This is a genomic window from Acidiferrobacter sp. SPIII_3 (assembly GCF_003184265.1).
In the GTDB taxonomy this organism is placed as follows: domain Bacteria; phylum Pseudomonadota; class Gammaproteobacteria; order Acidiferrobacterales; family Acidiferrobacteraceae; genus Acidiferrobacter.
On sequence record NZ_CP027663.1, the window covers coordinates 2,579,416 to 2,592,713 of the forward strand.

A 13,298-nucleotide genomic window follows, 5' to 3' on the forward strand; every position below is an offset into this window, starting at 1 on the left:
AGCCTTCTCTCCTCGTTGCGCTCAATGCAGCACCTTCTTCACGCGCGAATCCGTGCGCCGCGCCGCGTCTATCCCCAAAAGCTTCTTTACCACCTCGAGCGGATCCCCTTTGCCACCGAAATCCGCGTTCAAGAGCCCCATGCCGCTCGACAGCGCGCGCATATAGTCGGCGTAGGCATGCGCCAAAAATACGTCGACGATGAACTCGGGGTTTCGGTACAGGCCATTTTCGGCCATGCGCTCGGCCAACCACCGCCGCCCGGCCTCGTAGATCCCGGGATCGCTTCCAAGCGGCACCTTATCCAAGGTATCCCCGCCCTTCACAAACTCCCGCAACGCGCCGGCGTGCACCGCCTGATCCCACACCCAGCGGGTCATGAGCGGGTACTGGACGGGGGCCCGGAAATGCAACATCTCCGCCCCGAGATCCGTGAGCGCGCGACGCACCTTGCGCTCGCCCTTGGGTGTGCCATCACTCACCACCGGCACCCCCTGCGTGAACAAAGCCAGCCGTTCCCCGAGGGGGCGCGCGCCATACAGCAGATCACGCACCGCCTCGCGCACCGGCACGGCCCCATAGGCCTCGAGCGACGGCCATACGCGCTTACGCGCCGGCATCACCGTCTCGACCAGGGTCTCCAGGGCCTCGAGGTCGAAACCGTCCAGACCCTCGCGCCCGAGCACTTTGGCAAACAACTGGTGCTTCACCTCGAGCGCCGAGATGAACGGATCAATCCCGCCCTCCTCGCCCAGGATCTCCAGAAACCGCGCGAACTTCTGGGCAAACACCCGCCCATCGAGCTCCACCGCGAGCGCCGCCGGTTCGACGATCTCGCCGCCGGTGCTGTTGCCTGCGGCGCCCTCAGGCGCTCTTTTGAACCAGAGCATTCATGTCCGCGACGGCGCGCAGAGCGGCCGCCGTGCCTTGCGAGATCGAGTCATCGATCGTCTCGGGGGCCAACGCCGCGCCCACCGCATAGATCCCCCGGCGGGTGGTCCCGCAGGTGTTCGTGTAATGCTCGGCGCGATCGATGAACCCGTGCTTCTCGAGCCCGACGCCAAACACCCGCGCGATCTCCGGATTGTCCTCATTCGGGTCCATACCCACCGCGTGCACGACCAAGTCCATGGGGATCACGATCGGGCGCTTGACGAGCGTATCCTCACCCTTGACGAGCAGGCGGCCGTCGGGGGCGCGCGTCACCTCGGCGATACGCGCCTTGACGAACTTGGTCTTGAACTCTTCCTGCGACTTCCAGTAAAAGCGGTCCTCGTAAAGACCGAAGGTCCGGATGTCCATGTAATAGATGAACACATCCGTCGTGGGCGAAAGCTCCTTGATCTCCATGGCAAGGTTCGTCGACACCGTGCAGCAGATCTTGGAACACCACTCGCGCCCGATCTGCCGATCCCGCGAGCCCACGCACAGAAGAATCGCGACCCGCTCGGGAACGCGGCCGTCCGAGGGACAGGCGACCTTGCCGGCCGCCACCATCTGTTCGACCTGGGTCGTTGTCACGACGTCCTCGAAGGTCCCAAAGCCCCACTCCGGCTTGTTGATCGAGTCGAAATGGGTAAAGCCCGTGGCCAGGATGACCGATGCGCACTCGACCGTCTTGCCGTTCGACAAGGTCGCGGTGAAGTTCCCGGCCTCGCCGGCAAGCTTCGTCACCTTCGTCTCCTTGTGGATCGTGACGTTCTTTGAGTCCTCGACGCGCTTGACCATGCGGCCCATGGCGTCGCGCGCCCACTCGCCGGACGGCACGAGCTTAGCGTAGCCGGACAATATCGGCGTACCGCCGAGCTTCGCCGCCTTCTCGACCAGCACCGCCTGCGCGCCGCTGCCAGCCACCCCTGCCGCCGCCGCGAGCCCCGCGGGCCCGGCCCCAACCACCAGCACCGTTTTTTGCATCACTTACGCCTTGCCCCCCAAAGCCAACTCAGGATTATAGAGATATTCGATGTTGCCCTGCTCGACCTGCTTCAGGTATTTCTCGAAATCACCCTTCGCCTTGTTCCAGTCGATGCCCATCTTCTCGACGAGTTCCTCGCAGGGGCTTGCGTGCCATTGGAGCTGCACGATCTTGAACGGGTCCGCCCCACAGGCCAGCGCCGCGAGCTGGACGTCGGCCATGATCGGCACCTGGAAGTTCTGACCATGCGCCTTGCCGATCCACTGGTTCTTGTCCATGGTCGTGATGCACCCGGTGTCGTTGCCGATCATGACGTCGGCATTGGCTTCCTGGCGCGCCACCTTGATCTTGCGGTCCATGGTGAACGAACGCGTAAACTCGCGTTCCGAGATGATGTGGCGGAACCCGAAACCACAGCAGTCGTACCACGTCGAGTAATCGATCACCTGAGCACCGAGGGCCTCGGCGATCGCGGTCCCTATGGCGGTGCGGTTACCGTTCAGGGTCTCGGCATCATAAATGGCATCCTCGTGCACCATCTTGTAGTAATGGCACGCCACGTGCATGGTCACGCGAATGTTGGACATGTCGATCGTCTGCAGCTCGGAGGCGATACGGTTGCGCATGACATGCACCCACTCGGAGTAGTGCACGATCTCCTCGGGAATCACGAGCTTGCCGTCGACGAGCCGGCCGAGCTTGCCAAGGATCTTTGTGACCTTCTCGCGCAATTCCGACGACTCGATCAGATATTTGCGGATCTCCTTGTAATTCCCAAACGACGTCCCGCAATGCACGAGCGGAAAGAAATGGCCCAGTTCGAACCCATGCTGCTTGCCCGACACATAAGCCTGGTGGAAGTTGCGCAGGAACACGGCGGCCAGCGACTCGACGTTGCCGATACCCGAGCCATGGTAGTTCCACGCGGTGCACGAGGTCTGATCGGTCTCGTCCAGATAATCCTTGCCGGGGACATAACCGAACTTGTTCATGAACCACAGGAGGGAGGTGGGGTAACCGGGGATATTGCCGCACTGGCCGCAGGACTTGTGGTGCCAGAGCTGCTTGGTCGGGATCTTCTTGTCCCAACCAAAGAGGGTCTTCACCATCTTGGGCTCGTGCTCGTCTGTGATGCGATGCACGATGATCTGGCCGTCCTTTTCCAGCTCCCACATATGGTCGCGGATGTCGTCCATACGGTCGGCGAGGTCAAGGGTGCGCCGGTCGATCTGTTTTCTCACCCATTCCGTGGCCTTGGCGGCATCGGCCCCCGAGAGATTGGTCTGCTGGAAAAACGACCCGTGACCGGCGATTCCCTGTCCGTCGGTATTATGGAATCCGGGTTTCATGGTGCCGGCGCCAGCGCCGGCAGCCGAGGCGTTATGGTTGCCGGGGCTCTGTTCGGTAGGTTTCATATGATGTCTCCTCACGGCTCTACAAACGTCACATTCTGGACCGACGTGAAGTCCGACTGCTTAGTCGTCCTTCTTCTGGTCCTCCTGGGCTTCCAGCCAGTCGCTGTAGTCCTCGCGCTTCTCGTCGATGAAATCCTCGATGACGTCAAAGAGGTTTTCATCGACGATCTGCAGGGCGTCCATCACGCCCGTCATCTCCCAAATCGTGTACATCTCCACCGAGGTCTTGAGTGATACCTCCCAGGCGGTCTCGGTGGTCTGGAGCGTGCGCACCGGTATGGCCTTGCGCAAGATCTTGAGATCGCCTTCGACCTTCTGGATGTTCGGGCCCCAATCCGGGAAGTGATCAGGTTGGATCATGTCCGGCGACAACTGGTTCCCGGTCGTGATCAGCTTCAACATCACCCGGCCAAAAGGCCGAAGCACATCCTTGGCCGACTGCATGCCATGCTTGATCGAGACCTCGCGCATGATGGCGATGAGTCCGCCAGGCGAGTTCTTGAACGGACAACGCGCCGCGCAGGTCATGCACTGCGCGCACGCCCAGATCTTTTCCTGCATGGCATCGTAGATTTGTTCGACGTTTTCGGTCCAGAGGAGCTGGACGATTTCGCGGGGACTAAAGTCGTAGAAGTGGGCGGCGGGGCAGGTCGCGGTGCAGACACCGCAGTTGAGACAACCATTCAATTCGTGATCGTAACGAAAATCGTTACGAATATCGTCATAAATCTCTCGCATCTCCGCGTAGGTCGCCATGATTGCTCCTTCGACGCTTCGGAATATTAGAAACTACTGATAGTTTACCCGACACCGCCCCTGGCGTCTATCCCAGGGCCGCAGAATACAGGTAATAAACAAAACCCTACATAAAGAGGCAGATATCCGACTCGCCCGCAAACTCGAAGAAGGTCGCGGCACCGCCCATCTCGATCCCCGAAATAAAATCGCTGGGGCTGAACCCGAAAAGGTCTACGGTCATCTGGCAGCCGATCATTTTGACATCGGCCTCGGCGCAGAGATTCCGCAGATCCTCGAGGCTCGCCACTCCCTTCGATTTCATCTTCTGCTTCATCATGGCCGTCATCATGCTCTGCATGCCCGGCAGGGCCTGCAGCAGCACCGGCATGGGCATCGGCATGGGCATGCCGGGGTTACCAAGCGAGGTGACCTTCAGGTGATCGAGGCTCTTACGGAGCAACTGCAGGCCGTAGAAGGTGAAGAAGATCTGGACGTCATATCCCAGGGCGGCCGCGGTGGAGGCAAGGATGAAGGGCGGGTAGCCCCAGTCCAACGTGCCCTTCGTAGCGATGATGGCAAGCTTTTTGGTGGTCATAGGGGCGTCTCCTGTTGACCGTGGTCAACTATGCCTTTTTCCGGAGCACAAACGTGAACTCCCCGTTTGCCTCTCCCGATTCGACAAGCTCATTGCCGGTCTGTTTGGCAAAGGCCTGAAAATCCTTGATAGCGCCGGGGTCGGTGGCCACGACCCTCAGGGTCTGTCCGCCGGTGAGGTCATTCAGCGCCTTCTTGGTGCGCAGGATCGGTAACGGACAGTTCAAACCGCGGGCATCCAGTTCCTTATCGAAGTTCGCCATATTTCCTCCAGTTGTGTGAGTATTTTAAGACTTCGCCCTCACGGCATCCAGGGCATCTGGCCCACGAGCCGATGGGACGGCCTTCCGTATAACTGCCTATCGCAAACCCCGACCCGACGCCAGGGACCCGCGGCCGGTCCCGGACCTCACGGGGCCCGCTCATCAATAGGGGCGATTGGCAGGCCGTTTCGTGCCCACGCCACGATGCCGCCGCGCAAATTGTAGAGCTTGTCGTGCCCCTGCTGCCGCAAATACATGCAGGCCTGCGCTGACCTTGCGCCGGATTGGCAATAAAAGACCACCGGTTGGGCTTTGTCAAGCAATCCGGCGTTCAGGGGAAGGAGATGGAGGGGGATGGATTGTGCCCCCGGGATCGCCCCGCGCGCTACCTCCGCCGGGGTACGTACATCGACGAGGACGAGATTGTCATCGCCCTCCTGCAGGAGCTTTTGAAGGTCCATGGGATCCAGGTCCTGGAATGCGACCATAATCGGGCAAAGCCTCTCTATGTAACTAGGTCGTGAAATACTGATGTAGCCCGCGAGAATGCACCCTTTCCGGATGGGTTGCAAGCACTGGGCGAGGCATAAAATCCGCGTTTGGCGTCCCAAAAATTTCCAATGATTGCCCGCCCGCGCATTCGTGGACTACCGGCCGCAATCGCGCGGCGCGCCGGCCATCCACGGGGGTCATTAGGTGCTGTGAAACAATAAACTAGACATTGCGCTGGATGGGCGGTACATTCTGTTGCATGGATCTGCGAGAAAAGGCGCTACGCGAGAAGTTGGCGGTGGTACTGCCGCTGATGAACGAAAGGCAGCGGCGGATAGTGGCGGCGGTCGAGGCGCGAGGGTACGGACGCGGCGGCGTGCAGGCCGTGGCGCGCGCGACCGGGATGAGCCGTCAAACGATCTACCGGGGACTAGCGGATCTGGAGGCGGGCGCGCCATCCGAACGGGTGCGGGCCGCGGGCGGGGGCCGAAAACGGCTAAGCGCACACCAGCCGCGGTTGGCGGAGACGCTCGAGGCGCTGATCGAACCGACCGTGCGCGGCGATCCGCAGTCGCCGTTGCGCTGGACTTCGCGCAGCACGAGGACCTTGGAAGCGGCGCTCGCACAAGCCGGATACACCATCAGCTACCATACTGTTGCGAATCTGCTGCATGAGTTGGATTATACGCTGCAGGGGAACCGCAAGAGTTCGGAGGGAACGGTGGATCATGCGGATCGGGATGCGCAATTTCGCTACATCAGCGACCAGGCGAGTGCCGCATTACGAGGCCGCCTGCCGGTGATCTCAGTGGACACCAAGAAAAAAGAGCTCGTAGGAAACTACAAAAATGCCGGCCAGCAATGGCGCCCGAAGGGGGATGCCATCGAAGTGCTCACACACGATTTCCCCGATCCGGAGGTACCCAAGGCCGTGCCTTACGGTGTCTATGACATCGGCCAGAACACCGGTTGGGTCAACGTGGGGATGAGTTCCGATACCGCCGAATTTGCGGTCGAAAGCATTCGCCAATGGTGGAGGCATATGGGCCGACCCCGTTATCCGCGCGCCCGTCGCCTGCTGATCTGCGCTGACAGTGGGGGCAGTAACGGGTATCGGCTCTCGCTGTGGAAGCGAGAGCTGCAGACCTTCGCGACGGAACAGGGACTGACGATTACGGTGTGTCACTTTCCGCCCGGCACGAGCAAATGGAACAAGATCGAGCATCGACTGTTCTCTTTCATCACCATGAACTGGAGAGGGCAACCGTTGACGGACTATCGCACCATCGTCAATCTCATTGCCGGGACGAAGACGCGGACCGGCCTGATCGTCAAAGCGCGCCTGGATCGCAAGACATACAAACGGGGAATCAAGGTTTCGGCGCAAGAGATGAAGGCGCTCGCACTCGAACCCCACCCCTTCCACGGCGAGTGGAACTACACCCTGAGGCCACAACGGTCCTCGGCGTAACTGCTCAGGTTATTATTTCACAGGCCCTTAGTGTTGCGCATCACGTCGGTCACTCGATTTCTTGCGCCGATCGGGGCATCGATTTTTACAGGCTGCTCGCGCCGCCAAGATACGCAGGCCTGCGGCGTTGCCCGCCCTGACCGCTCGTGCTAGAGTCCCGCGCACGCCGAATGTTGGAGACATAAGACCTTGAAAAAAGATGACTTCAAGCCCGATACCCGCTACACCGTGACTTGGCGGGATTATGACGGAAAGGTACGTCCCGCGAACCTTTACGTGTACCGCCTCTACGATGCCTTCATGATCGCCCGCAAGACCGACCACAGCGGTTTTCTCTACAAGATCGGATACGACCAGATCCTGAAGATCGTGAAAGAGACCGCGGTCAGCAAGGAGCTCCAATTCCGGATACCGGATGCCGTCCTGAAGGAGTCGTCGTGGACCGATCGCACCGTCATGGAGCGGTATTCGAGCTCACCCGCGCTGGGGAAGTAACGGGCCGACGCATCGTGGGCAAACGGCTCGGCTTTGCGCTGCTTGCCCTGCTTTCCGCCAACCCGGCCGTAGGCGGTCTGGGTGACCTCCCGAATCTCGGGCACCCGTCTGCGGTCGTCATGTCGCGCGCCCAGCAAACGGCCTTCGGGAAGGCCTTTCTGGTGCATGCGCTAAAGACCTACCGTTTTGTTCACAATCCGGATGCCTTGGCGTTCGTCCGCGCCCTGGGCCGGCGGCTGGTGGCCGCAAGCTTCGATCCACAGATCGATTTCCACTTTTATATCCTGAAGAACCCGGTCGTCAACGCCTTCTCGGTCCCGGGGGGTTATGTCTTCATCAATACCGGGGCGATCATTGCCGCGCGCAATGAAGACGAACTTGCGGCCGTGATGTCGCACGAGATCTCGCACGACACGCAACGCCACATTCCGCGTCTCATCGCCCTGTCCCACAAGTTGTCATGGGCCGCGCTCGTCGGAGTACTCGCCGGGGCGCTGCTTATGGGCACATCGCAATTCGAGGGCGGCGCCGCGGCCATGTCATTGAGCTCGGCCGGCCTTGCGAGCGAGACACTGAAGCACCGGCGCGGTTATGAATCCGAGGCCGATCATTTCGGACTGCGCACCATGGCGCGCGCGGGTTTCAATCCACACGCCATGGCCGCCTTCTTCAGGCGCCTCAAGACCTATGACCGCTTCATGAGCGTCAATGTACCGGAGTCCTGGCGCACGCATCCGGCCACCGACATTCGCATCGCCGAGACCGAGAATCTCGCCGCGCGCTACCCCAACCCCCCGATCCCCGACCGCCCGTCCTTCGACCGCTTCCAGGCGGCACTCATGGCCCGCGAAGGCAGTCCGTACACGGCCGCCGCCCGGCTTGCGCACGAACTTTCGGGCCGCCATGACCCCGGCGCCCGGCGCTACGGCGAGGCCCTCGCAGACATGCGACTCGGTCGCCTCACGAAGGCCCGACACCAGCTCGGGGTCCTCATCGCGAACTCGCCGCGGGTGGTTGCCTATCGCATGACCCTGGCCGAGCTCTGGCGCGAGACGGGGCATCTGCGCGCGGCGATCGCGGTGCTGCGCGGGGCGCGCGCCCTGCGGCCGCAAAGTCTTTGGATCGGGGTACTCACGGCCCGCACCCTGCTCGATGCCGGCGACATCACGGCCGCCCATCGACTCATCAAGCGCCTCATCGAGCGTGCGCCCTATCGTCCCGACCTGTACCGCGCGCTGGCCCACGTCTACGGACGGCGCCACGATTATCTGCATGCCCACGAGGCCTTGGCCGAATCCCTGTTTCTCGAGGGTGACGGTCAGGGGGCGGCCGCGGAACTGCGCCTGGCGGCGCCATTTGCCACGCGACCGGCCGCGCGCGCCCGGTTAAAGACCCTGAAAGTGGCCTTCAAGGAGGGCTGGACGGCCCCGCCGACCTTCCCGTGACATGTGCCGCGACGTCCGGCCGCGCCTGAATATTCCCTTGACGCCGCCACGGATCGATCGCTATGTTTGAAGCGGCGGCCGCGCCCATGGGCGCTCGCCATCACTATAAAAATACCGCTGACAGTTTAAGCACTAGGAGGAAGCATGGGCACTAAGACCGCGTTGCGCGCGGTACGGGGACTTGCCGTGGGCGTCGGCCTGCTTCTCGCGCCCCTGGCCATGGCCGCCGGCCGGGCCCCCACACCGAAAGAATGCGCCGCCCACCCCACGAATCCCGCCGTAAAGGGTGGATGCATCGTCATCAACCGCGCATTGGGTAACTGCATGGCCTGCCATGTCATCGCTGGAACGACGATGGACGGCAATATCGGTCCGGCACTCCGCGACCTGCGCAAGCGCTTCCCGAACAAGCAGGCGCTGTTCGAGCAAATCTATGATCCGACGATCAACGATCCCTACACGGCTATGCCACCCTTTGGCAAGGATCACATCCTCACCAAGGCGCAGATCCGCGAGGTCGTGGATTTCCTTTGGACCCTTTAAACTCCTTAAAAAATAGGATGATGGCATGAACCTTCCACGCAGAACCTTCTTGAAGCAGGCGTTCTCGGGTTCGGCCCTGGCGGTGGCGGCAGGTGCCGGCCTGCTACGCCCGGCCGAGGCCCTGGCCCGTACCTGGCCGGTCTGTGAACCTTCCACGCAGAACCTTCTTGAAGCAGGCGTTCTCGGGTTCGGCCCTGGCGGTGGCGGCAGGTGCCGGCCTGCTACGCCCGGCCGAGGCCCTGGCCCGTACCTGGCCGGTCTGGCCGCAGGCGGTCTTTCATGAAAAGAAGATCCCGGTGCTCTTGCATGAGCTTTTTGGCCACCGGCCGATCGTGCAGGGCGGCCTGCACCTGCATGCGCCGCTCGAGGCCGAAAACGGCGCGGTGGTGCCGATGGTCATAGAAAGCCATGTGCCACACCCCGAAAAGCTCGTGTTGACGGTCGACAAGAACCCCTTCCCGCTGGTCACGATCGTGCACCTGACCCCCGGGGCCCTGGGCTTTTTCAATGTCCGCATCAAGATGGGCAAGACCTCGATGGTCCATGCCTATGTGGCGACCAAAGACAAGGTCCATACCATGGCCCGCAAGGTCAAGGTCACGATCGGCGGCTGTGGAGGCTAACGGAGGATTTATGCATATCGCCACCAAGATGAAGACGCGCACCATGCATGGCATCACCGAGGTCCTGGTGCTGGTCAACCATCCCATGGACACCGGCCTTGTGCGCAGCAAGGTCACCCACAAGATCATCCCGGCCCATTTCATCAAGACCCTGACCGTCGCCGTCAACCACAAGCCCGCGGTCATCACCGACATGAGCATCGCCATCTCCAAGGACCCGCTCATCGCCGTGAAGCTCACCCACGCGAAAAAGGGCGATCTCGTCACCGTCGACTGGATCGATAACGAGGGCATGACCGGGCACGCCCAGACCCATGTGAGTTAGGGCCAAGGACCCGCTCATCGCCGTGAAGCTCACCCACGCGAAAAAGGGCGATCTCGTCACCGTCGACTGGATCGATAACGAGGGCATGACCGGGCACGCCCAGACCCATGTGAGTTAGGGCAAGCCCCGTGAGGAAGAATCCATGAAGACATCCGCCACCCTGGTATTAGCTGCGGCGTTGCTCGCGCCCCTCGTGGCACAGGCCACGCCGCAATCGGACATGCACAAGTTCCAGGCCTACTTCCGCAAGCGTTTCCCGAACGTACCGTTCAAGGATTACGCAAACGGCGTGTATGCCATGCCGGCCGCCAAGAATCTGCGCGCGCAATGGAAGCAGATCATGGAGTTCCCGTCTTATACCTTCGCCCTGGACCGTGGCAAGCGGCTCTGGAACACACCCTTCAAGGACGGCAATACCTACGCGAGCTGCTTTAAGAATGGCGGCGTCGGCATCGCCACGCATTACCCCTACTGGGATCCGGCCACCAAGGAAGTGCGCACTCTCGTCATGGACATAAACACCTGCCGGGTACGCAATGGCGCGGCGCCCTATAAAAACGTGACGACCGGTCCCATGGCCGATATCGACGCGTACGTAAAGCACCTGTCCTATGGCAAACCGGTGGAGATCGAGATCAATTCACCGGGCGCCGTCAAGGCCTTCTACGCCGGCGAACATTTCTTCTGGGCACGCCGCGGCCAGCTCAACTTCTCGTGCGCCACCTGCCACGTGTGGAACGCGGGCAAGCGGCTTCGCGGCAACATAATCGGCGCCGCTTTGGGTCAAGGCGTCGACTTTCCCGCCTACCGATCGGCGTGGGGTACCCTGGGAACACTCGCCAAGCGCTATCAGGGCTGCAACAAGAAGGTAGGTGCGGCCCCCTTCAAGCCGGAGAGCGTCCAGTACCGGGATCTCGAGTTCTACCAGATGTACATGAACACCGGGCTTCCCGAGAGCGCCCCGAGCCAACGCCCCTAGGAGTCGGCGCACCTTGCGACAAGGCCGCCCGCGGGCGGCCTTGTCATGCCGGGAATAGAATCCCATCCCGCCGCGTCTCTCAGGAGACCACGTCGCTCCACTCAGACGTAAGGTCCGTTGCGGTAGTCTCCCACAAGGCGCTGCCCACCACCCGACTTTTGAACAAGCGCGAGGAGTAGACGCTTATGAGCTTGTCACGACGAGAATTCTTGCAGATGTTGGCGGTCGCCGGGGCGGCCGGTACCGGACTGGCCGGCTGCAGCATGGATCGTATGCACCGCGGCGAGAGCACGACCGCGGCGGCCAACCATCTCTACGACATGCCGGTCTATGGCAATGTGAGCCTTCTGCACATGACCGACTGCCATGCGCAGCTGTTGCCCGTCGATTTCCGTGAACCCAATATCAATATCGGCGTGGGCCACGCCTGGGGGCGCCCGCCGCACCTCGTAGGTGAGCACTATCTTCGTTATTTCAAGATCCCGTTCGGGGGGCGTCGGGCAAACGCCTTCACCTACCTGGATTTCACCGAGGCCTCGCGGCGCTACGGCAAGATCGGCGGCTTTGCCCACCTCGCGACGCTTCTGAAGAAGGTGCGCGGCGAGCGCGCCGGGCGCAACCTGTTCCTCGATGGCGGTGACACCTGGCAAGGATCGGCGACCTCGATGTGGACCGAGGGGCGCGATATGATCGGGGCGCAAAAACTCCTCGGCGTCGATGCCATGACCGCCCATTGGGAGTTCACCTATGGGGCCAAGCGCGTCATGCAGGCCATCAACACCGAACTGAAAGGTCATATCGAATTCCTCGCCCAGAACGTCAATAATTCCACCTGGGGTTCGCTGGTCTTCCCCCCCTACATGATGCGCGAGGTGAACGGCGTACCGGTCGCCATCATCGGTCAGGCCTTCCCCTACACACCGATCGCCAACCCGGCGTACATGGTCCCGGACTGGCAGTTCGGCATCGACCAGTCGAATATGCAAAAGACCGTGGATGAGGTGCGCGCCAAGGGCGCTCACGTCGTTGCCGTGCTCTCGCACAACGGCATGGACGTGGACCTGAAGATGGCGCACCAGGTGCACGGGATCGACGTCATCCTCGGCGGACACACCCATGATGCCGAGGCCGAGCCCGTCCCGGTGCGCAATAGCGGCGGGACGACGCTGGTCTTCAACTCCGGCTCCAATACCAAATTCCTGCTGGTCCTGGATCTCGACGTGCGTGGCGGCCGCGTGAAGGGTTACCGGTCGCGCCTCATGCCCATATTCGCGGACCTGTTGCCGGCCGACCCGGAAATGGCCACCTACATCGAGAAGGTACGCGCGCCATACAAAGACAAGCTGGCCGAGAAGCTCGCCGTGACCGAAGGTCTGCTCTTTCGTCGCGGAAACTTCAACGGCACCTTCGATCAGCTGATCGTCGACGCGCAGCTCGCGGTATCGGGCGCGCAGCTCGCATTGTCGCCCGGCTTTCGTTGGGGCACGAGCCTCTTGCCGGGCGAACCGATCACGATGGAAGACGTCATGAACCAGACGGCGATCACCTATCCGGCGACAACCCTTGACACCTATACGGGCAAGCAGCTGAAAAACACCCTCGAACAGATCGCCGACAACCTCTTCAACAAGGATCCCTATTATCAGCAGGGCGGCGACATGGTGCGCGTGGGCGGCTTTACCTACACCATGGCCCCGATGCGCAACATCGGGCACAGGATCTCCGATCTGCGGCTCCTGAACGGCAAGCCCATAGAGCCCAACAAACGCTATACGGTGTCGGGCTGGGCGGACGTCTATCGCCCCAAGCATCCGGGTAAAAAGATCTGGGATGTGGTCACCGAATATCTGCGCGATCAGAAAACGGTACGTATCGACGTCCCCTACACACCGCGGCTCACGGGCATAACCGGCAACCCCGGCTACGCGCCGTGGCCTACCCCCAAAAAGACCATGACGGGCACCTAGGTGCCCTCCCCCTTGCCAGGACCGCCCGGTGCGGT

15 protein-coding genes are annotated in these 13,298 nt (G+C 61.6%); 8 read left to right on the forward strand and 7 right to left on the reverse strand.

What is annotated here, in order from left to right; translation table 11 throughout:
- Positions 1-21: 21 nt before the first annotated feature.
- From C4901_RS13025 to C4901_RS13055, 7 genes are all read right to left on the reverse strand, one after another.
- Entirely contained in the window at positions 22-888 is an 867-nt protein-coding gene (locus C4901_RS13025; RefSeq protein WP_110137698.1) for a hypothetical protein, read from the reverse strand.
- Positions 863-1,912: an FAD-dependent oxidoreductase gene (locus C4901_RS13030; protein WP_110137699.1), complete on the reverse strand. Its 1,050-nt coding sequence runs from the start codon at positions 1,910-1,912 to the stop codon at positions 863-865. Before C4901_RS13030 ends, C4901_RS13025 begins: the two co-directional genes overlap by 26 nt.
- 3 nt (positions 1,913-1,915) lie before the next feature.
- Entirely contained in the window at positions 1,916-3,328 is a 1,413-nt protein-coding gene (locus tag C4901_RS13035) for a heterodisulfide reductase-related iron-sulfur binding cluster (protein ID WP_110137700.1), read from the reverse strand.
- A 60-nt stretch (positions 3,329-3,388) separates the two neighbouring features.
- On the reverse strand, positions 3,389-4,066 hold the full coding sequence (locus tag C4901_RS13040; protein ID WP_110138657.1) for a 4Fe-4S dicluster domain-containing protein: 678 nt from the start codon (positions 4,064-4,066) through the stop codon (positions 3,389-3,391).
- A gap of 124 nt (positions 4,067-4,190) precedes the next feature.
- Positions 4,191-4,661, reverse strand: coding sequence for a DsrE/DsrF/DrsH-like family protein (locus C4901_RS13045; RefSeq protein ID WP_110137701.1), 471 nt, complete (start codon positions 4,659-4,661; stop codon positions 4,191-4,193).
- Between the two features lie 28 nt (positions 4,662-4,689).
- Positions 4,690-4,923 (reverse strand): sulfurtransferase TusA family protein, encoded by a 234-nt coding sequence (locus C4901_RS13050; protein ID WP_065970968.1) that lies wholly within the window; start codon positions 4,921-4,923, stop codon positions 4,690-4,692.
- A 146-nt stretch (positions 4,924-5,069) separates the two neighbouring features.
- Positions 5,070-5,411 carry a rhodanese-like domain-containing protein gene (locus C4901_RS13055; protein ID WP_110137702.1) on the reverse strand — a complete coding sequence of 114 codons (342 nt, stop codon included), beginning with the start codon at positions 5,409-5,411 and terminating at the stop codon, positions 5,070-5,072.
- Positions 5,412-5,674: 263 nt separating this feature from the next.
- Here C4901_RS13055 and C4901_RS13060 point away from each other — a divergent pair, with 263 nt between their 5' ends.
- From C4901_RS13060 to soxB, 8 genes are all read left to right on the forward strand, one after another.
- On the forward strand, positions 5,675-6,886 hold the full coding sequence (locus C4901_RS13060; protein WP_110137703.1) for an ISAzo13 family transposase: 1,212 nt from the start codon (positions 5,675-5,677) through the stop codon (positions 6,884-6,886).
- Positions 6,887-7,075: 189 nt separating this feature from the next.
- Positions 7,076-7,381 carry a hypothetical protein gene (locus C4901_RS13065; protein ID WP_110137704.1) on the forward strand — a complete coding sequence of 102 codons (306 nt, stop codon included), beginning with the start codon at positions 7,076-7,078 and terminating at the stop codon, positions 7,379-7,381.
- On the forward strand, positions 7,324-8,826 hold the full coding sequence (locus C4901_RS13070; protein WP_145960727.1) for a M48 family metalloprotease: 1,503 nt from the start codon (positions 7,324-7,326) through the stop codon (positions 8,824-8,826). The genes C4901_RS13065 and C4901_RS13070 overlap by 58 nt, the downstream gene beginning before the upstream one ends.
- A 144-nt stretch (positions 8,827-8,970) precedes the next feature.
- Positions 8,971-9,369, forward strand: coding sequence for a sulfur oxidation c-type cytochrome SoxX (gene soxX / locus C4901_RS13075; RefSeq protein WP_110137706.1), 399 nt, complete (start codon positions 8,971-8,973; stop codon positions 9,367-9,369).
- Between the two features lie 143 nt (positions 9,370-9,512).
- Positions 9,513-9,992, forward strand: a complete 480-nt coding sequence (locus C4901_RS13080; RefSeq protein ID WP_168185632.1) for a thiosulfate oxidation carrier protein SoxY — start codon at positions 9,513-9,515, stop codon at positions 9,990-9,992.
- A 10-nt stretch (positions 9,993-10,002) separates the two neighbouring features.
- On the forward strand, positions 10,003-10,317 hold the full coding sequence (gene soxZ / locus C4901_RS18905) for a thiosulfate oxidation carrier complex protein SoxZ (RefSeq protein ID WP_168185633.1): 315 nt from the start codon (positions 10,003-10,005) through the stop codon (positions 10,315-10,317).
- A 142-nt stretch (positions 10,318-10,459) separates the two neighbouring features.
- The gene (gene soxA, locus C4901_RS13095; RefSeq protein WP_110137709.1) at positions 10,460-11,296 is read left to right on the forward strand and encodes a sulfur oxidation c-type cytochrome SoxA; all 837 of its coding nucleotides are present in this window, start codon (positions 10,460-10,462) and stop codon (positions 11,294-11,296) included.
- Between the two features lie 185 nt (positions 11,297-11,481).
- The gene (gene soxB / locus C4901_RS13100; RefSeq protein ID WP_110137710.1) at positions 11,482-13,263 is read left to right on the forward strand and encodes a thiosulfohydrolase SoxB; all 1,782 of its coding nucleotides are present in this window, start codon (positions 11,482-11,484) and stop codon (positions 13,261-13,263) included.
- The last annotated feature ends 35 nt before the right edge of the window (positions 13,264-13,298 follow it).

What these genes read in the sequence shown, in the direction of transcription:
- C4901_RS13025 (WP_110137698.1), bottom strand. Translation starts at nt 888, where the DNA reads ATGCTCTGGTTCAAAAGAGCGCCTGAGGGCGCCGCAGGCAACAGCACC.
- C4901_RS13030 (WP_110137699.1), bottom strand. Translation starts at nt 1,912, where the DNA reads ATGCAAAAAACGGTGCTGGTGGTTGGGGCCGGGCCCGCGGGGCTCGCG.
- C4901_RS13035 (WP_110137700.1), bottom strand. Translation starts at nt 3,328, where the DNA reads ATGAAACCTACCGAACAGAGCCCCGGCAACCATAACGCCTCGGCTGCC.
- C4901_RS13040 (WP_110138657.1), bottom strand. Translation starts at nt 4,066, where the DNA reads ATGCGAGAGATTTATGACGATATTCGTAACGATTTTCGTTACGATCAC.
- C4901_RS13045 (WP_110137701.1), bottom strand. Translation starts at nt 4,661, where the DNA reads ATGACCACCAAAAAGCTTGCCATCATCGCTACGAAGGGCACGTTGGAC.
- C4901_RS13050 (WP_065970968.1), bottom strand. Translation starts at nt 4,923, where the DNA reads ATGGCGAACTTCGATAAGGAACTGGATGCCCGCGGTTTGAACTGTCCG.
- C4901_RS13055 (WP_110137702.1), bottom strand. Translation starts at nt 5,411, where the DNA reads ATGGTCGCATTCCAGGACCTGGATCCCATGGACCTTCAAAAGCTCCTG.
- C4901_RS13060 (WP_110137703.1), top strand. Translation starts at nt 5,675, where the DNA reads ATGGATCTGCGAGAAAAGGCGCTACGCGAGAAGTTGGCGGTGGTACTG.
- soxX (WP_110137706.1), top strand. Translation starts at nt 8,971, where the DNA reads ATGGGCACTAAGACCGCGTTGCGCGCGGTACGGGGACTTGCCGTGGGC.
- soxZ (WP_168185633.1), top strand. Translation starts at nt 10,003, where the DNA reads ATGCATATCGCCACCAAGATGAAGACGCGCACCATGCATGGCATCACC.
- soxA (WP_110137709.1), top strand. Translation starts at nt 10,460, where the DNA reads ATGAAGACATCCGCCACCCTGGTATTAGCTGCGGCGTTGCTCGCGCCC.
- soxB (WP_110137710.1), top strand. Translation starts at nt 11,482, where the DNA reads ATGAGCTTGTCACGACGAGAATTCTTGCAGATGTTGGCGGTCGCCGGG.